The sequence below is a fragment of the Xanthomonas sp. NCPPB 3442 genome (genome assembly GCF_056725145.1).
In genome coordinates, this window is sequence record NZ_CM161514.1 from 4616449 (window position 1) to 4632481 (window position 16033).

The following is a 16033-nucleotide window of genomic DNA, read 5'->3' on the forward strand; positions in this document are numbered from 1 at the left end:
CCTTACCGTCTACCGCACATACCGAGCTGACTGCCAGGAACTCGCCTCCCGCAGGTGACCTGACTGCCATGTGATCGCTCAGACAGGCTCGGGCGCGCATAAAAACCAGCATGTGCAAGTGACACATATCGATTCCCAGCGCCGCCCGATTATCATCCAGGCGATGGTCTTAGGCGCTCTGGGTCACTACATATGCACACGCCGATTGCATGGCCCGTCTGATGATTTCTCGAACAATCCCGGCCTTATCCTGTCTTTGGGATCAGGCACTCGCAGCAATGCCATCATCTGCCACCGATGGCTTTTCGCAGACCATCAGGGCGACACCACATGCGGGGTCAGCAGAAACAGCCGTTGCATGCGTGACCCACTTTTTTGGCGGTGCTTGAACAGGTTGCCGAGCAACGGAATCTTTGACAGACCCGGCACCGCGTTCAGATCGGTCTCGTCCGCATCGTAGGCGTATCCTGCAATCAGCAGGCTCTGCCCTTCATTGACGAAGGCCTGGGTCGTGATCTCGCTGGAGGTAATGACCGGAATACCGTCCACGGTGTTGGATCCGAGCTGGCCATCCTCGATACGCACATCCAGACGCATCTGACCGTTCGGCGAGCCCGGCACCACGCTGGGCAGGACCCGCAACGACACCCCGGCGGAGAGGTTATAAAGATCGGCCGATGCGTATCCGCTGACCCGGACAAATGCCTGTTGCTTGTGGTCCATGACCGCTTCGACGTTGTCCAGCGTCGCAACCTGGGGCGAAGACACGATCTTGGCCTTGTTGGTCGTCTCCAACGCCGATACGCGCGTCATCAGGTAGCGTCCGGCGTCTCCCAGCACGGCCGTCAAGGTGCCCCCAGCCGGCGTGGTCGCGCCATCGGTGGCAGCGCCGCTCAATGCGCCGTTGAAGCCCAACTGACTGCCACTGCCGTTGCCGGTCTGTATGTCCGTGTGCTGGCTGTGGAAGCGCCAATCGACACCGAGATCCTGCATGGCGCCATCGCGGACCTCGATGATGGTGGCATCGATCTGCAGCAACTTGGGCCGGTTGTCCAGCTGTTGAATCAGGGTGCCATAGCTCTGCATCCGCTCCGGTCGATCGCGGATCAGGATGGCGTTGGTACGCGGATCGGCTTCGATCACCGGCGCATCGGAGGCCAGCTCTGCGCCACCACCGACGTCGATCGGATTGGACTCGTCGCGCCGTGCCTTGCTGAGCTCCGGCCATACGCTGGCCGGCGACCCCGCAGCCGCAGCAGCTCCGCTGCCGGGCAACGGCGGGCTGACCGGCACGCGATCGGACGACGATGCGCCCCCGAACCAGGACGAAGGCAGCCCGAGGATGCCGCTGGCTCCGCCACCTTGACCCTGTGCGGCATTGCCGAATGTGTTGGAGGACCCACCGCCGATGGGCTGTACCCGGCCAAAGTTGGCGCCAGGCCCGGGTATCGCCGCGACCGGCGCGCCGCGCGCGCCGTACATGCTGCGCAACAGGCTGGCCATGCCGGGAATCTGCACATCCTGGCCGCCGATGCGCGTCGTGTGGTCGGCCGCTTGCGCATAATGCAGCTGGAACACCTGCACTTCGGTGGCATCGCGCTGACGCGCGCCCTGCTCGACCTGCTTGGCAATCGCCGAAACGGTATCCACATACCCTGGCGGCCCGGAGACCACCGCCACATGCGCGGCCTCGTCGTAACGCACCGGGAAGCGCGGATCGTCCAGGCGCATGCGTGCAAGTGCGTCGCGCAGTGACTTCGTCGATGCAGTCCCCAGGCTCAAGGTCGCGCTCTTGGATTCGTTCGCACCCCAGATCCTGAGCACGGCACCGTCGTAGTACCAGACAAAGCCGTAGGTGGCCGCCAGATCGTCGAGGAATTTCTGCGGGGAGGTTTCGAATTTGCCGCTCAGGGTGCCGGTCACCTCTGGCGAGATCCAGGTGGCGATGGACTGGCTGGCGGACAAATCACGCAGCACTTCTTTGAGATCCTTGTTGTCGGCGACGTATTTGAACGTGCGCGAATGCCACGGGACCTGGGCGGCGTCGGCATGTGGCGACAACAGCGGCAGCAGGCTGAGCATCAGTACGGCGGCCAATGGAGCACGTCGGCGGTGGGCGGTGGTACAGGCAGGAGCCATGGCGTTCCCTCTGCTAGGCAAGTGAAAAAGTCGGTAGCGACCAGTGTAGGAAGTGCAAAGCCGGGAATGTCTCAATAAAGATCAGTGCGTCGCGCCTCCCTTGCCAGCCAGGTTGGCGGCATCGTGCAATTGCTGCTGGAAATGCAGGAAACCGAGTGCTTCGCCGAATTGCGCGATGAAGACGCTGGTCAGCAAGGCGAGCAGCAACAACGCCAGCACCCCACGGATTGGCTGACTCAAGTTCGACGGTTCGAGTTTGTCGGCCGCTCGCGCCACCAGGCCGATCGCAAGATCCACCAGCACAAGCACCAGCATCACCGGTGCGGACAGTTTGACGACGGCGGCCATCATGCTGTCGGATTGCTGGATCACGAACGATTCGGCAACCGCCCCCATGTTCGGCCCAAGCTGGGTCAGCGGCCACCAGCGGAACGATTCGAACAGCGCGCCGAGCAACATCAGCATGCCGCCCAATGCGTAGAACGACACGATGGCCAGTTGCAGCAGCACCGTGGACACCGGCGTGCTTTGCTGGCCGCTGAGCGGGTTGGTCATCTGCACGTTGTTGTAACCGGCAAGGTCGTCGATCAGCAGGCCAACGCTCTCGGCGATCCAGAACACCGTCGATGCGGCAAACCCGATCAGCAGACCGACGAACGCCTCCTTCAACGCCACCCCGACCAGGCCCGCCGCCTGGATCTTCGCCAGCGCATCGGCCGGCTGCCCATAGGCGATGAACGAGCTCAGGACGTAGATGACGCCATTGCGCGCGATTCCGGGAAGACTGTCCTGCGCCGTTGCCGGTAGCACGATGACCATCACGAACACGCGCACCCCGCACAGTGCCAGCAGGGTCAACAGCGACACGCCCTGCGAGGAAATGGCCAGCAAGGCATCGGTGGCGTCGTTCATCGGGCGCCCCCATGTGCGGCGCGGTGCGAACGCAGCGCGACCAGTGCCTCGATCGCGTCCTCTTCCTCCGCTGCGTCGCGTTGCGCCTGTCGGGCGCGGCGCGCACTGGCGGCCTTGTCTGCGTATACCTGCGCCTGTGCCTGCAGCTTGCTCAGTGCCTGCTGCACGGACGCGAGCTCATCGCGGGCACTTTGCAACGACTGATCCGCCGCTGCCTGCGCCTGCTCGGCAGCACGACAGGCCTCCAGCAGCACGGTGCGGAAGCGTTCGTGCTGCAGGATCGTATCGATATCGATCGACCCCCCCACGCCGGTTTTGTCCATCAGTGCGGCATCGCAGTTGGCCAAGCGTGTGGTGCAGGCCTCTGCCTCCTGTCTGCACCTGGCAAGTTCGCGGTCGCAGTGTTCCAACGCACGCCTGCACTCACTCAGGCGTTCCTGCATGCGCTCGCAGCGGCGTGCCTTGAGCTGGTGCAGCACCGACCAGGTGTGGGCAGGCTCACGCATCGTCGGTCACGCTGGTCAGCAGTTCCAGCGTACTTTCGTAGGCACTGAGCTGGTCGGTCGGTTGGCTGAGAAAGTCGCGGATCGCATCGATCCTGTCGATCGCTTCGTCGGCAACGGCATCGCTTCCCTGACGGTATTCGCCCACCTGCACCAGGGTTTCCACCTCGTTGTACTTGGCGAGCAGGCGCCGCAACCGGCCGGCGGCCTGGGAGTGGTCGGACGGGACGATCTGGCTCATCACCCGGCTCAGGCTGGCCAGCACGTCGATTGCCGGGTACTGGTTCTTGGCCGCGATCTCGCGAGAGAGAATCAGGTGCCCATCGAGGATGCCGCGCACTTCCTCGGCGATCGGATCGCTGCCGGTATCGTCCTCGGCCAGCACGGTGTAGAACGCGGTGATCGACCCGCTCTCGCCCATGCCCGCGCGTTCGAGCAGGCGCGGCAACTCGGCGAACACCGATGGCGGAAAGCCGCGGCGTGTGGGCGGCTCGCCGGCGGCCAGACCGATCTCGCGTTGCGCGCGGGCAAAGCGCGTCAGCGAGTCCATCATCAGCAGCACGCGCAGGCCCCGATCCCGGAAATACTCGGCGATGGCGGTGCCGACGTAGGCGGCCTTCGCGCGTTCGATCGATGAGCGATCGGAGGTTGCGCAGACCACGACGCTGCGTGCCAGACCATCGGCGCCGAGAATCAGCTCGATGAACTCCCGCACCTCGCGCCCGCGCTCGCCGATCAGCACGATCACGTTGACATCGCACTGCGTCCCGCGCGCGAACATTCCCATCAAGGTGCTCTTGCCGACGCCTGCTGCAGCGAAGATGCCCATGCGCTGGCCCTCGCCCAGCGTCATCAGGCCATCCACGATCCGCACGCCGGTCGGCATGGGGTGTTCGATCAGCCGCCGACGCATCGGGTCCGGTGCCTGCGCCTGGATCGGCACCCAGGTGTCGCAGGCGATGGCTCCTTGTCCGTCCGATGGCTCGCCCAGGCCGTCGAGCACGCGCCCCAGCAAGGCCGGTCCCACAGGCACCGCCAACGGGCGCCCCAATCCGATCACGCGCGTCTCGCGCGACAGCCTGATCAGCTCCCCGAACGGCGCCAGCAACGCCAGATCGCGACTGAAGCCCACCACTTCGGCCCGCTGCAACAAGCTGCCATCGCGTTGGCGCAACTCGCACACCTCGCCCAGGCTGACCTGCACGCCGGCCACCTTGAGCATGGTGCCGACGACTTCGACCACCTTGCCGTAACGGCGACCGACCGCGAGCGTGGCCAGTTCGCGTTCGAGGGTTGTCTCCAGCAGGGGCGTCTCAGCCAGCATCCGCCGGCTCCTGGGGTGCGGCCAACACGCGGCGAATGACGCGCCGCAGACTGCGCAGCTGATCGCGCAGATCGGTCTCGAACACGCCCGTATCCCATTCGCACACGCAGGCGCCCACGGCCAGGTCGGCATCGCCGCATAGCTCGACCTGCAGGGTCCAGCCCGCCTCGGTGGCGGCCGCAGCGAAGGCGCGCCGCGCAGCGTCCACCGCGTCGGGGTGCACGCTCACCCGCAGGGCCTTGGCCTCGTCCAGGGCACCTTCCAAGGCCTGCGCCGCACGCGCATACAGCGCCGCGGGATCGTGTCCGAGGATGATGTGCTCGCAGGTGCGCGCCACAATCTCGGCCAGACGCTCGCGTGACCGCTGCGCGGCCGCTTCGGCGGCAAAGGCATGGCGCAGGCCCGATTCGTTCCACTCATCGAGCTGACGTCGCAGGCCGGCTGCATATCCCAGGCGTGCGCTGCGCTCGGCCTTCTGGCGCGCATCGTGCAGGATCGCCTCGGCCTGCTGCTGGGCCTCGTCGACCAGCGTCTGTGCACGTGTCTGCGCCTGGCTCAGGGCCTGTTCGCAGCGTGCGTGTACCTCGGCAGTGGCAGCGTCCAGCGCCAACACCGAGGCCAGCGCCTCGCGCGGAATGACATCGCAATCCAGACCGATCGCATCGGGCGTTGACCTCAACCACAGACGCATGACGCCTCCGGTATCAGGGTGGGAAGCGCGGTCAGGAAGGCATCGCTCGCACCGTCTGCTGCGACGGTGGCCACCTGCGCGGCGCCCAACGGCAAGGACAGCGCCAGCAGCTTGGCAACAACCGGGTTGGACCAGACGCCATCGGCCTGCATCCGACGCCAACCATCGCCGACCCACGCCGCCTGATCGGCATCGCGTGGCAACAGGGGCACGGGGAGGCCGGCCGACGCGTTCTGGCGCACATGCTCAAGCACGGCCGGCCCCACACACTGTTCGAGCCAGTCCAGACGTTCGCGCTCGATACAACGACGCACCGCCAACCCGCGCGAGAACAACGCCCGCGCGATCAGGACCTTGGCCAATCGCGCGGGCATCAGCAGGGCAAGTTGGTTCGCATGCAGGCCGAGTGCAGACGGCGACAATTCCGACCATCCAGACCACGCCTGGATTACCCGCATACGACGGTGGACGGGCGCCGCTGCCCAGCCCGACGCTGCCACCGGGCCAAGCCAATGCGCCACCCGTGCGGCGTCCAAGGACTCTGCCAGTTGCGCCAACGCGTCCGTCCAGCGCTGAACACAGCGTGCCGCATTGTCGATCCGCGTGTCGTCCATCCCGCGCTCACCCGGCTTTGCCTTTCGTCAACTCGCGCAGGCGCTGCCAGCCGCCCCACCGGCCCGCCTGTGGGTTTGGCCACCAGTACAGCGCCGCCGCACCCGCCAGGCACAACGCCAACACACACCCAACCAGCCACGGCCATGGCGAAGGTCTCGGCGGTGCCGACGCGGTGAACTGCGCATCGCTCTCCGCTCCGCCCGGCACCAGCGTGACGCTGACGTTTTCGTAGGTGAGTCCCTCCACGCTGTGCATGACCAACGTCTTGATGTTGGGCACCAGGCTGGTCAGATCGCTACCGACGCGGAACTTGATGAACACCGCAGCGCTGGACGGCTTTACCGAGGTGGAAAGCGGGTCGTTGTTGGGCAGCACGATTTCCACATCGGCCGAGATCACCCCATCGATATTCGACAAGGTCTGCGATAGCTGCTGCGACACGCCATAGATGAAACGTACGCGCTCTTCGGTGGGTGTCGAGATCAGCCCGTCCTTCTTGAACATCTCGCCGAGATTGGCGTGCCGCTCATGCGGCAAACCATGCGCGCGCAGTACCTCCAGCGAATAGGACACCTGATCGTGCGGTGCGTTCACCGCCCAGGTCTTGCCGTCGTCTGGCGTGACCTTGGACGCATCCACGCCCGCATGCAGCAACACCTCGAGCATGTCGTTGGCATCATTTTCGGTGAGCCCGGAGTACAGCTGCTGACTGCACGCAGACAGCAGCAGCGCCACCAGCAGCACCACCAGGCATCTCGGCGCGCGCATGCTACTGGTTCTTCACCAGCGTCTGCACGGCGTTCTTTCCCGATTGCGCCACGCCCACGCTGACATTGAGGTTGAAGCCGACCATGGTCAGCTCGTGCATCAACTTGATCTGCTGCGCTGCCATTTCCTGCAGCCCCATGGTCGGTGCCTGCATGCTGAAGGCATCGATATGCTCGGCGATGGTACGCACGCCATCGTTCTGCACATCGACCACCCGGCTCATCATGCTCGGGTTGCCTACGCGCTGCATGGCGGGCGGCAAGGGGCTGGAGGATTGCATCAGCGCTTGAAAGCGATTCACCAGCGCTTGGTTGGGCGTCGCTACCGGCGACAGCGCTTGGGTCGCGGCAGCACTGGTGCCGGCAATCGCTTGGACAGGAGGAATGAGCGTCATCGCATACTCCTATGGGGTCGGGACTGGCGTCACTCAGGCGCGCAGGTACTGCGAATTCGGAACTTCCATCGGTGCTGAAGATTCGACCGGTACTTCCGCCGGCGCGGACGTTGGGGTGCTTCGCCCGGACAGCGCCTTGACCAGGGCCACCGCATCGGCATCGGCGTCTTCTTCGATCAGCCCGTCTGCAACGCCATGCCACGACGGGTCCCCCATCGCGAACAGGCAGCAGGCGTACAAGGCCCTGCACAGCGGCTTGTAGCCGGCGTCGCTCTCCAGTTCGCGCAACAGGCGCGCACCTTCCACGTAATTGCCGCGCTTGATCGAAATCCATGCATCGAAGGTGTCCAGCGCTTTCAGCTCCGGCCGCAGGACGCGGACTGCGGCCAGCACAGCGGCAGCGTCCTGAATCTTTTCATGGGTGAGTCCGACCGTGATCAGTTCGATGAGCCCACTCACGACCGACCCGGGACATTGAATCTTCTCCACACTGCACCTCGTTTTTAATGGCATGCGGACCGTACACGTGGGGAACGCTACGCGCGCCACGCCGGCCGGATCCTTTCGGAAGCGAATATCGGAATTCGCTGGCGAACAAATCATTCCGGCTTCGCCAGCCCATCCACACATTCGCCTGGAAAACGGATCGCTCCACCACAGCTGCCCACAATCGGGGGCGCAGCGATCGCGGAAGGAGAAGGCAATGTCGGAAGAAAAAACCGAGAAGCCGACCGAGAAGAAACTGCGGGATGCGCGCAAGGACGGGGAAGTTCCGGTCAGCCCGGACGTCACTGCAGCGGCGGTGCTCTTCGGCGCGTTATTGGTGATGAAATCGGCCGGCGATTACTTCTCCGATCACATGCGCGCATTGATGACGATCGGCTTCGATTTCTCGGAACATACACGCGATGCAGCGGCCATCAACCGCGCACTCGGCCATATCGGCATCCAGGGATTGCTGTTGATGCTGCCGTTCCTGGCTGCCTGCCTGTTGGCTGGTATGGCGGGCGGTGCGTTCCAGACTGGCCTGAATGCCTCGCTCAAGCCGGTGGCGCCCAAGTTCGATTCCCTCAATCCCGCAACCGGGGTCAAGAAACTCTTTTCGTTGCGAAGCCTCATCAACTTGCTGAAGTTGATCATCAAGGCCATCTTGATCGGCGTAGTGCTGTGGGTCGGTATCCGCGCCCTCATGCCGATGATCATTGGGCTTGCCTACGAGACACCGCTTGATGTTGCGCAAATTGCCTGGCGCACCCTGGGCATGCTCTTCGCACTGGGCGTGCTGCTGTTCGTCCTGGTCGGCGCTGCAGACTGGAGCGTGCAGCGCTGGCTGTTCATCCGCGACAAGCGAATGAGCAAGGACGAGCAGAAGCGCGAATTCAAGGAAAGCGAGGGCGACCCCGAAATCAAGGGCAAGCGCAAGGAATTCGCCAAGGAGCTGGTCTTCGGCGACCCGCGCGAGCGCGTGGCCAAGGCCAAGGTGATGGTGGTCAACCCGACCCATTACGCAGTGGCGCTGGCCTACGAGCCCGACGACTTCGGCTTGCCGCAGGTCGTTGCCAAGGGCGTGGACGACGGCGCACTGGAACTGCGCGCCTTCGCGCATAACCAGGGCATTCCGATCGTTGCCAATCCGCCACTGGCGCGTGCGCTGTATCAGGTTGAATTGGGCGATGCAATCCCCGAGCCACTGTTCGAAACGGTTGCGGTGGTGTTGCGCTGGGTCGATGAACTCGGTCGCGACCACGGCGACGGCGATGGAGCCCTGCCATGCTAGGAGACCGCGTGCGAGCGACAAGGTATTTCGCTTATAGCGGCGAAGTGGCGATCGCCGCCCTGGTGGTGGCGGTCATCGGGCTGATGATCCTGCCGCTGCCAACGCCCATGATCGATACGTTGCTGGGCATCAACATCACCCTGAGCGTGGTGCTGTTGATGGTCACGATGTATGTGCCCGACTCGATCTCGCTCTCGTCGTTTCCTTCCCTGCTGCTGTTCACCACGCTACTGCGGCTGTCCTTGAATATCGCCTCGACGAAGTCGATCCTGCTGCATGCCGAAGCGGGCCATATCATCGAGAGCTTCGGCGAGCTGGTGGTCGGCGGCAATCTGGTGGTGGGCCTGGTGGTTTTCTTGATCATCACCACCGTGCAGTTCATCGTGATCGCAAAGGGTTCCGAACGCGTTGCCGAGGTCGGTGCGCGGTTCACGTTGGACGCAATGCCCGGCAAGCAGATGAGTATCGATGCCGACCTGCGTGGCGGCAACCTGACCGCAGATGAGGCACGCCGCAAACGCGCGCGGCTGGCCATGGAAAGCCAACTGCACGGCGGCATGGATGGCGCCATGAAATTCGTCAAGGGTGATGCGATCGCCGGCCTGGTGATTACCATGGTCAACATCCTGGCCGGTATCGTGGTCGGCGTGACGTACCACGGCATGACGGCCGGCGACGCCGCCAACCGCTTTGCGATCCTGTCGGTAGGCGATGCGATGGTGTCGCAGATCGCCTCACTGCTGATATCGGTGGCCGCCGGCGTCATGATCACCCGCGTGGCCAACGAGAACGAGACCAGGCTCAGCTCGCTCGGGCTCGATATCGGCCGTCAGCTCACCAGCAATGCGCGGGCCCTGATGGCAGCGAGCGTGCTGCTGGCCTGCTTTGCGTTCGTCCCCGGCTTTCCCGCCGTGCTGTTCCTGCTGCTGGCAGCGGCCGTCGGCGCCGGCGGCTATACGATCTGGCGCAAGCAACGCGACATCAGCGGCACCGATCAGCGCAAGTTGCCTTCGGCGAGCCGTAAAGGTGCCAAAGGCGAGGCGCCACATATCCGCAAAAACGCCCCGGATTTCGCCTCCCCTTTGTCGATGCGGCTGTCGCCGCAGCTGGCCGCTCTGCTCGACCCTGCGCGGCTGGATCAGGCGATCGAAAGCGAGCGGCGGCAATTGGTCGAACTGCTGGGCTTGCCGTTTCCCGGGATCGCGATATGGCAGACCGAGTCGCTGCAAGGCATGCAATACGAAGTGTTGATCCACGATGTCCCCGAGACACGCGCCGAACTGGAGAACACCGACGACATGCAGGCCGCACTGGCCCGGCAGGCCATCGCACCCCTGCATGCACGGGCGCACTTGTTCGTCGGCATCCAGGAGACGCAGTGGATGCTGGAGCAGGTGGCCGTGGACTATCCCGGGCTGGTTGCGGAGGTCAACAAGGCGATGCCCGCCCAGCGCATAGCCGATGTGTTGCGGCGTCTTCTGGAAGAAAGGATTCCGGTGCGCAATATCAAGAGCATCCTGGAGAGTCTGGTGGTCTGGGGGCCGAAGGAAAAGGATCTTCTGATGTTGACCGAATATGTGCGCTGCGATCTGGGCCGTTATCTGGCGCATACCGCAACCGCAGGCACCGGGCAGCTGCCCGCGGTAATGCTCGACCATGCTGTCGAACAACTGATCAGGCAATCGATTCGCGCGACCGCGGCCGGCAATTTCCTGGCACTTCCGCCCGAGCAGGCGAACCAGCTTGTCGAACAGGTGGAACGCATCGTCGGCGACCATGCGCAGCATCCGCTGGCGGTGGTCGCGTCGATGGACGTGCGCAGATATGTGCGCCGCATGATCGAAGCACGGCTGACCTGGCTGCAGGTCTATTCGTTCCAGGAGCTGGGTTCGGAGGTGCAGCTGCAGCCGATCGGTAGAGTGGTGGTGTGATGCGCAAGCCGCCCCTCCGCCATGTGCGCATCCTGCCGGTCAGCGGCGCACTGCAGCGGCCGGCGGCTCCAGCCACGCCGGCCCGGTCGGCGCTGCGCTCCAGCTTCCTGCAACTGCGCCAGCGCTTGCGCAGCGCACAGCTCGCGCTTCCCTGCATGGTGTTGCCACCGCAGTGCGACGAGGATCGGCCCCAGCCTGATGCCGAGGAGGGCTTCACCGAGGCGCATGACAGCGTGCCCGTGCAAACCGACCCGCCCTTACGTATCGAGGTGACGAAACACCAAGAGCCGTCCCAAGGCAACGACGATGGCGCAGTGGGGCGACAGATTGCGACCGAGTGGATACGCACGCAACGCGCCCAAATGGCGATCGACCGTATCGCGCTGCGGGTGGCCGAGTTCTGCAATGCCCAACCGGTGCGCAGCGCAGGGAGCTGGGAAGCGTGGCTGGATATCGACCAAGAGGTCGTCGCACAAACGACGTTGTTTTTGCGGCTTTCGCCGGACCAGCTATCGCTTCGCTTCAATACCAGTTCGCCAGATGCGCGCGAGGTACTTTGGTGCGGAAGGCAGCGCCTGGAGGCTGCACTGACGTCCACGCTGAGTAGCACGCTCCAGATCAGCATCGAGGTTGTCTAACGCGGCACTGGCGACAGAAAGCCATTTGGAGGAACTCCATCTTGCTAACCGAGCAGAGCCAGACTCCACCGGCACGTGCACTCTCTCAGGCGTTGACGCGCGTTGCTGCCGAGCGCGCCCAGCTGGGCAGAGTGTTCGGCGACCCACGCGCAGCACGCCAATGCGGCTTTGCCACGCATTGCCGTCGCATCTCGCCCAACGATGCGGCCCGCCTGCGCCTGCAGCTGGATGCCGGCCAGATGGATTTGCGGATTGCCGCGCGCGACCGCCTGGCGCTGCTATTGAACGAGGACGACGACGCACTACGCGTTTCGATCGCGGGAATGCTGCTAGCCGATCGCCTGGGCGCATTTGCGCCGCTCGGCCTGGGCGCTGCCGAGGTGATCGCCTTCGAGCGCGATGCAGAGCCAGACGACTGCCACGGCATCGGCATGACACTGGGCGATCTCGATGCCGTTGCGCTGACGGCGAGCGCGTCGCTGCTGGCCACGTTGCAGGCCGAAGTCGGCGGACTTACGCCGCCCACGCAGCTGCCAGCCTGGCTGGCTGCACTGCGCGTCAACACGCGCCTGCGCATCGGAGGGCGCACCGCATCGGCGGCATTGCTTCAGTCGCTGCGGCCTGGCGATGTCTTGCTGCATTGCACGGACTCGGCTGCGGTGACCAGCGGCGATGTGCTCTGGGGTATCGCCGGAGGCGCGGTATTGCGCGCGCCGGTGCGCTTGAACCTGCAACAGATGATTCTGGAGGCCAGCCCCACCATGCAGCACGATACGTTTGAGCCGGAAGTCGCGCCGTCCACCAGCAACGTGGCAGAACTGGAACTGCCGGTGCAGCTGGAAGTGGATCAACTTGCGCTGTCTCTATCGACCTTGTCGGGTTTACAGCCCGGGCAGATCCTGGAGTTGTCGGTGCCGGTCGATCAAGCCGACATCCGCCTGGTCGTTTACGGCCAGACCATCGGCACCGGCAGGCTGCTGGCAGTTGGCGAACATCTGGGTGTGCAGATCCTCAGCATGTCGGAGAGCACGCATGCAGATGCCTGACGTCGGCTCGCTGCTGCTGGTGGTCATCATGCTGGGCTTGCTGCCCTTCGCAGCGATGGTGGTCACCTCCTACACCAAGATCGTGGTCGTGCTCGGCCTGCTGCGCAATGCGATCGGGGTACAGCAGGTGCCGCCCAACATGGTCCTCAATGGCGTTGCATTGCTGGTGTCGTGCTTTGTGATGGCCCCGGTGGGCATGGAGGCGTTCAAGGCCGCACAGAACTACGGCGCCGGGTCGGATAACAGCCGCGTGGTGGTGCTGCTCGACGCCTGCCGCGAGCCGTTTCGGCAGTTCCTCCTCAAACACACACGCGAGCGCGAAAAGGCGTTTTTCATGCGTTCTGCACAGCAGATCTGGCCCAAGGACAAAGCCGCCACGCTCAAGTCGGACGACTTGCTGGTCTTGGCACCAGCATTCACGCTCAGCGAATTGACCGAAGCCTTCCGTATCGGCTTTCTGTTGTATCTGGTGTTTATCGTCATCGACCTGGTGGTGGCCAACGCGCTGATGGCGATGGGCCTTTCACAGGTCACCCCGACCAATGTGGCGATCCCGTTCAAGCTGCTGTTGTTTGTCGCCATGGACGGCTGGTCGATGCTGATTCACGGCCTGGTTCTGAGCTATCGGTGACGCCATGGACCATGACGATCTAGTGCGATTCACCTCCGAAGCCTTGCTGCTCTGCCTCAAGGTGTCCTTGCCGGTGGTCGGTGTCGCTGCGTTGGCCGGGCTGCTGATCGCCTTCGTCCAGGCGGTGATGTCGCTGCAGGATGCATCGATCTCGTTCGCGCTCAAGCTGGTGGTGGTGGTGGCCGCCATTGCCGTGACGGCGCCGTGGGGTGCCTCGGCCATCATGCAGTTCGGCCAGGCATTGATGCAGGCGGCGTTCCCATGATCCGTCGCATCTCGCCCGGCACCTTGCGGCCCTCGGTTTCCATCGAGCATGGCGGCTCGCATCACCATGGCGACCATCATGCCGATGCGGCAGGCACCAGCGCGGGATCGCCTACCGACATTGCGGCACGGGCACCGCGTCTGCGCCCTGCTCCACCGCGCAGGCGACGCCGCGGGATCCGGTCGCTGGACGGCCAGGAGGATGAATTCGACGCCAACGAGCAGGAAGAGATCGAAGCCAAGCGCGAGTGCGCACTGCGCGGACGGGTGAGCGTGGCGATCACGCCGGCCCAGAGCCGGGAGCATGGCCAGGGCGACCAGCACGGCGGTGACCGCAGCACGCATACCGACGATCCGAAGGCCGGTCCATGGCACAGCGCCGCTCCAGCGCAATTGAGCGACAGCATCCGCACGTGCATCGACGCGATTGTCGATCGCTACGTGACCAGGCGCGACGCCGATCCAGTGGCCAAGCGCCACGCGCTGGCTGCTGCGCTTGTCGAGCTGCGCGCCGTCGGCGTTTCGCATCCTGCCGTCGCCCCCTTGACCGCAACGATCTGGAGGTTGATGCGCGAGCATCTACGCGCGTACGACAAGGCCAACGCGGCGGAAAACCTGCTGGCCTTGCGGACCCGATTACTGGAGTTGATGCCATCGGAGTTGGAGCCGGTGCCAGCGCTACGCAATTTTCATCTCCTGCTTCCACTGATCCTGCTGAATGCGGAAAAACCGCGCAGACGCATCGACCGTACACATGCCATCACACGTCTGAACACACTGCTGATTGAGCAACCACAACCGGCGGCTCAGGAGGTTCGCCCATGACCATGCAGCTTCGCGTACTGACAGGAACCCACGCAGGCGCACGATTAGATTTGGCGCAAGGTCGCTACACCCTGGGGAGCGATCCACAAACCGATATCCGAATAGACGATTGGCCTGGTTGCTCACTCATTATCGAGGTAGACCAAGATGGTCAGATCCGCTATAGCAGCGACACGGTGCCAGAAACGTCCTTTGTTGCGTTTCAGCCGGTCCGCTTCGGCCCCCTGGTACTGTGTATTGGCGATGCTGGTGCCGATTGGCCAGACGATGTGGCGCTGCTGGAGCAGCTGCTTTCCCCAGCCGCCGCGTCGGCACCGCGCGCGTCCAAGCGCAAAGTTTTGCGTACTGCGGTGGGTGCCGTGCTAGCGCTTGCCGCGGCAGCGTTGCTCCCGCCCTTGCAGCCGGCGTTTCTGTCCGATGCTGCCACCCGGCAGCATCCGGAAAATGCCCTCAATCAGGCCAAAGCCTTATTGAAGCAGCTGGGCTTTCACGAAGCGCACGTAGAACAGGTTGGCACGCGCGTACTGATCGAAGGCCTGGTCCCCAGCAGCGCCGACGCCGCACGCCTGCGCACGCAGGTGCATCGGTACCACCCAGCCGTCGCCGTGAATGTCGCCGTTGTGGACGAAGTACTGGCGACGCTGCGCGACACCCTGGCTGACCCCGCGCTCAGCGTACGTTACGAGGGCAATGGCGTTTTCTCGGTTTCCGGCAGCAGCGACAACGCCGAACGTGCAAGCCGCCGGATTGCCGACGTGCGTAGCGACCTGGGCCCTGAAGTCCGTTCGTTACACGTCGAGATCAGTCAGCAAGATCCGTCCGTAAAACTTCCGGAAAATTACGACGCGGCATTGCTCGCCGACGGCCTGCACTATGTCGAAACGCCGGATGGCACCAAGCACATGACATCCCTGCCGCAGCAAGCGGCGCAATGAGAGCCCCCCATGTTCGATGCCATGACCGATACGGTCACCCAGGATATGAGCAAGATTTTGCAGACCAAGGTGCTGGATGTCTCCGGCGAGCGACTGCGCAACATCGAGGCAGCCCTGCACGCGACAGCGCAACAGCTTCGTGTGCACTGGTCCGCCGCGAGCGATCAGGTTGCGCGCAACGACTTCACTGTCTTGCACGACGGCATCAACGCTGCGCGAGAAATCGTCGCGCACATCTCCAGCATGCCTTGATCATCGAGTTACTTGGCCATGATGGTCAAGCAAAACGCGCCAACAGGCGCACCACGTTACGTCTACTTATCTAAGGAGTATTGATATGCCGAATTTACAATCGTTAGGGCCGATGTTAGGTCAGGGCACGGACCTGTTTTCATCAGACCTTTCAAACAGATGGAGCAATCACTCGACCACTAGTATGTCGGGCAATCAGATCACCAGGCTGATGAATGGCGTTGGTGATTCAGCCGCGGAGCAGGAGCGTTTGAACAATTACCTCACTGCGAAGAAGAACGAACTTGACTTCAACGTGGCGCTCAACAAGTTCATCGGCAAGGCGGGCGACAACGCGAAGACGCTGGTTGGCCAGTAATCGGCGCCGGCATGCGCAGGGCTTGTAGGG

Annotated in this window: 19 protein-coding genes; 10 read left to right on the top strand and 9 right to left on the bottom strand. The window is 63.7% G+C overall.

Annotated elements, in window-relative coordinates; translation table 11 throughout:
* Window positions 1-315: 315 nt before the first annotated feature.
* The 9 genes from sctC to AC1POX_RS20020 form a co-directional block, all read right to left on the bottom strand.
* On the bottom strand, window positions 316-2139 hold the full coding sequence (gene sctC, locus AC1POX_RS19980; RefSeq protein WP_372356520.1) for a type III secretion system outer membrane ring subunit SctC: 1824 nt from the start codon (window positions 2137-2139) through the stop codon (window positions 316-318).
* A gap of 81 nt (window positions 2140-2220) precedes the next feature.
* Window positions 2221-3051: a type III secretion system export apparatus subunit SctT gene (sctT, locus tag AC1POX_RS19985; protein ID WP_372356521.1), complete on the bottom strand. Its 831-nt coding sequence runs from the start codon at window positions 3049-3051 to the stop codon at window positions 2221-2223.
* On the bottom strand, window positions 3048-3557 hold the full coding sequence (locus AC1POX_RS19990) for a type III secretion protein HrpB7 (protein WP_372356522.1): 510 nt from the start codon (window positions 3555-3557) through the stop codon (window positions 3048-3050). The genes sctT and AC1POX_RS19990 overlap by 4 nt, the downstream gene beginning before the upstream one ends.
* On the bottom strand, window positions 3550-4878 hold the full coding sequence (sctN, locus tag AC1POX_RS19995) for a type III secretion system ATPase SctN (protein ID WP_372356523.1): 1329 nt from the start codon (window positions 4876-4878) through the stop codon (window positions 3550-3552). The genes AC1POX_RS19990 and sctN overlap by 8 nt, the downstream gene beginning before the upstream one ends.
* Window positions 4868-5569: a type III secretion system stator protein SctL gene (sctL, locus tag AC1POX_RS20000; protein ID WP_029818424.1), complete on the bottom strand. Its 702-nt coding sequence runs from the start codon at window positions 5567-5569 to the stop codon at window positions 4868-4870. Before sctL ends, sctN begins: the two co-directional genes overlap by 11 nt.
* Window positions 5554-6183, bottom strand: coding sequence for a type III secretion protein HrpB4 (locus AC1POX_RS20005; protein WP_031420806.1), 630 nt, complete (start codon window positions 6181-6183; stop codon window positions 5554-5556). Before AC1POX_RS20005 ends, sctL begins: the two co-directional genes overlap by 16 nt.
* A 7-nt stretch (window positions 6184-6190) precedes the next feature.
* Window positions 6191-6952, bottom strand: a complete 762-nt coding sequence (sctJ, locus tag AC1POX_RS20010; RefSeq protein WP_014089141.1) for a type III secretion system inner membrane ring lipoprotein SctJ — start codon at window positions 6950-6952, stop codon at window positions 6191-6193.
* A 1-nt stretch (window position 6953) separates the two neighbouring features.
* Window positions 6954-7346 (bottom strand): type III secretion protein HrpB2, encoded by a 393-nt coding sequence (locus tag AC1POX_RS20015; protein WP_008575450.1) that lies wholly within the window; start codon window positions 7344-7346, stop codon window positions 6954-6956.
* A 33-nt stretch (window positions 7347-7379) separates the two neighbouring features.
* Window positions 7380-7835: an HrpB1 family type III secretion system apparatus protein gene (locus AC1POX_RS20020; protein ID WP_372356524.1), complete on the bottom strand. Its 456-nt coding sequence runs from the start codon at window positions 7833-7835 to the stop codon at window positions 7380-7382.
* 214 nt (window positions 7836-8049) lie between these two features.
* On the opposite strand from AC1POX_RS20020, the gene sctU reads away from it, so the two are divergent.
* The 10 genes from sctU (at window position 8050) to hrpE (ending at window position 16003) form a co-directional block, all read left to right on the top strand.
* The gene (sctU, locus tag AC1POX_RS20025) at window positions 8050-9123 is read left to right on the top strand and encodes a type III secretion system export apparatus subunit SctU (RefSeq protein ID WP_031420803.1); all 1074 of its coding nucleotides are present in this window, start codon (window positions 8050-8052) and stop codon (window positions 9121-9123) included.
* Complete coding sequence (locus AC1POX_RS20030) at window positions 9117-11054, top strand: FHIPEP family type III secretion protein (protein ID WP_052836253.1); 1938 nt, start codon at window positions 9117-9119, stop codon at window positions 11052-11054. Before sctU ends, AC1POX_RS20030 begins: the two co-directional genes overlap by 7 nt.
* Window positions 11054-11692: a type III secretion system protein SctP gene (gene sctP / locus AC1POX_RS20035; protein WP_014089137.1), complete on the top strand. Its 639-nt coding sequence runs from the start codon at window positions 11054-11056 to the stop codon at window positions 11690-11692. The genes AC1POX_RS20030 and sctP overlap by 1 nt, the downstream gene beginning before the upstream one ends.
* Window positions 11693-11784: 92 nt before the next feature.
* Entirely contained in the window at window positions 11785-12738 is a 954-nt protein-coding gene (sctQ, locus tag AC1POX_RS20040; protein ID WP_372357198.1) for a type III secretion system cytoplasmic ring protein SctQ, read from the top strand.
* Window positions 12725-13369 (top strand): type III secretion system export apparatus subunit SctR, encoded by a 645-nt coding sequence (gene sctR / locus AC1POX_RS20045; protein WP_003485742.1) that lies wholly within the window; start codon window positions 12725-12727, stop codon window positions 13367-13369. Before sctQ ends, sctR begins: the two co-directional genes overlap by 14 nt.
* A gap of 4 nt (window positions 13370-13373) precedes the next feature.
* Window positions 13374-13634: a type III secretion system export apparatus subunit SctS gene (sctS, locus tag AC1POX_RS20050; protein ID WP_008575435.1), complete on the top strand. Its 261-nt coding sequence runs from the start codon at window positions 13374-13376 to the stop codon at window positions 13632-13634.
* Window positions 13631-14458, top strand: coding sequence for a 4-hydroxyphenylacetate catabolism regulator HpaA (locus AC1POX_RS20055; RefSeq protein ID WP_372356525.1), 828 nt, complete (start codon window positions 13631-13633; stop codon window positions 14456-14458). The genes sctS and AC1POX_RS20055 overlap by 4 nt, the downstream gene beginning before the upstream one ends.
* A complete protein-coding gene (gene hrpD5 / locus AC1POX_RS20060) occupies window positions 14455-15393 on the top strand; it encodes an HrpD5 family protein (RefSeq protein ID WP_372356526.1) in 939 nt (312 codons plus the stop codon). The genes AC1POX_RS20055 and hrpD5 overlap by 4 nt, the downstream gene beginning before the upstream one ends.
* A gap of 9 nt (window positions 15394-15402) precedes the next feature.
* A complete protein-coding gene (gene hrpD6, locus AC1POX_RS20065; protein ID WP_218490898.1) occupies window positions 15403-15645 on the top strand; it encodes an Hrp regulator HrpD6 in 243 nt (80 codons plus the stop codon).
* A gap of 85 nt (window positions 15646-15730) precedes the next feature.
* On the top strand, window positions 15731-16003 hold the full coding sequence (hrpE, locus tag AC1POX_RS20070) for an HrpE family protein (protein ID WP_372356527.1): 273 nt from the start codon (window positions 15731-15733) through the stop codon (window positions 16001-16003).
* The last annotated feature ends 30 nt before the right edge of the window (window positions 16004-16033 follow it).

Bases quoted from the DNA above. Each gene is read 5' to 3' on its own strand.
- sctR (WP_003485742.1), top strand. From the start codon at position 12,725: ATGCAGATGCCTGACGTCGGCTCGCTGCTGCTGGTGGTCATCATGCTG.
- sctP (WP_014089137.1), top strand. From the start codon at position 11,054: ATGCGCAAGCCGCCCCTCCGCCATGTGCGCATCCTGCCGGTCAGCGGC.
- hrpD6 (WP_218490898.1), top strand. From the start codon at position 15,403: ATGTTCGATGCCATGACCGATACGGTCACCCAGGATATGAGCAAGATT.
- sctL (WP_029818424.1), bottom strand. From the start codon at position 5,569: ATGCGTCTGTGGTTGAGGTCAACGCCCGATGCGATCGGTCTGGATTGC.
- sctT (WP_372356521.1), bottom strand. From the start codon at position 3,051: ATGAACGACGCCACCGATGCCTTGCTGGCCATTTCCTCGCAGGGCGTG.
- AC1POX_RS20015 (WP_008575450.1), bottom strand. From the start codon at position 7,346: ATGACGCTCATTCCTCCTGTCCAAGCGATTGCCGGCACCAGTGCTGCC.
- sctS (WP_008575435.1), top strand. From the start codon at position 13,374: ATGGACCATGACGATCTAGTGCGATTCACCTCCGAAGCCTTGCTGCTC.
- AC1POX_RS20030 (WP_052836253.1), top strand. From the start codon at position 9,117: ATGCTAGGAGACCGCGTGCGAGCGACAAGGTATTTCGCTTATAGCGGC.
- sctN (WP_372356523.1), bottom strand. From the start codon at position 4,878: ATGCTGGCTGAGACGCCCCTGCTGGAGACAACCCTCGAACGCGAACTG.
- sctU (WP_031420803.1), top strand. From the start codon at position 8,050: ATGTCGGAAGAAAAAACCGAGAAGCCGACCGAGAAGAAACTGCGGGAT.
- sctJ (WP_014089141.1), bottom strand. From the start codon at position 6,952: ATGCGCGCGCCGAGATGCCTGGTGGTGCTGCTGGTGGCGCTGCTGCTG.
- AC1POX_RS20055 (WP_372356525.1), top strand. From the start codon at position 13,631: ATGATCCGTCGCATCTCGCCCGGCACCTTGCGGCCCTCGGTTTCCATC.
- hrpE (WP_372356527.1), top strand. From the start codon at position 15,731: ATGCCGAATTTACAATCGTTAGGGCCGATGTTAGGTCAGGGCACGGAC.
- sctC (WP_372356520.1), bottom strand. From the start codon at position 2,139: ATGGCTCCTGCCTGTACCACCGCCCACCGCCGACGTGCTCCATTGGCC.
- hrpD5 (WP_372356526.1), top strand. From the start codon at position 14,455: ATGACCATGCAGCTTCGCGTACTGACAGGAACCCACGCAGGCGCACGA.
- AC1POX_RS19990 (WP_372356522.1), bottom strand. From the start codon at position 3,557: ATGCGTGAGCCTGCCCACACCTGGTCGGTGCTGCACCAGCTCAAGGCA.
- AC1POX_RS20005 (WP_031420806.1), bottom strand. From the start codon at position 6,183: ATGGACGACACGCGGATCGACAATGCGGCACGCTGTGTTCAGCGCTGG.